Below are 543 nucleotides of genomic sequence, written 5' to 3'. Positions count from 1 at the left end.
CAGCAGGAGAGCGGCGCGCAGCGGTGGGATATCGACGTCGCGGTAGTGCACCAGAAGGCGGGCGGTGAGCAGGTGGCAAAGGGATTGCTGCAAAAATACCGTCAGGATATTCAGACCGGCGGCATGGTGAGTTCGCCGAGCGCCATCCAGGCGCTGGGCGTTAACGTTGACGGATACGTGATGCCGATGTTCTTAAGCCAGACCGCTATCGCCTGGAACAGCGATCTGGTCACTACCCCGCCGACGTCGTATGACGAGCTGGTGGCCTGGACGCAGAAACACCCGCAGGCTTTTGGCTATAACGGCATCAAGAACGGCATGTCCGGCGTCAGCTTTGTGGTGGGCTGGATCTACGCCTACGGGACCGACGCCCAGCGTCTCTCCGCCGGGCCCTATGATAAAAGCGTCGAAAAAGGCTGGCAGCAGGCCTATGAGAAGCTAAAGGCGTTCAATAAAAACGTAACTTTCACCCCGGGCAACGCCGGGACGCTCGATATGCTGAGCCGGGGGGAAATCGCCATGGGCCCGGTGTGGGTCGATATG

The 543-nt window shown here is 60.0% G+C and carries 1 protein-coding gene; it reads left to right on the top strand.

What is annotated here, in order from left to right; genetic code table 11:
* Positions 1–543, top strand: a 543-nt coding sequence (locus ABD481_RS47055; protein ID WP_344672387.1) for an extracellular solute-binding protein, incomplete at both ends; no start/stop codon positions are given.

It is taken from the genome of Catenulispora yoronensis (assembly GCF_039531695.1).
Classification (GTDB): domain Bacteria; phylum Actinomycetota; class Actinomycetes; order Streptomycetales; family Catenulisporaceae; genus Catenulispora; species Catenulispora yoronensis.
This window is presented reverse-complemented; position numbering and strand designations above follow the sequence as displayed.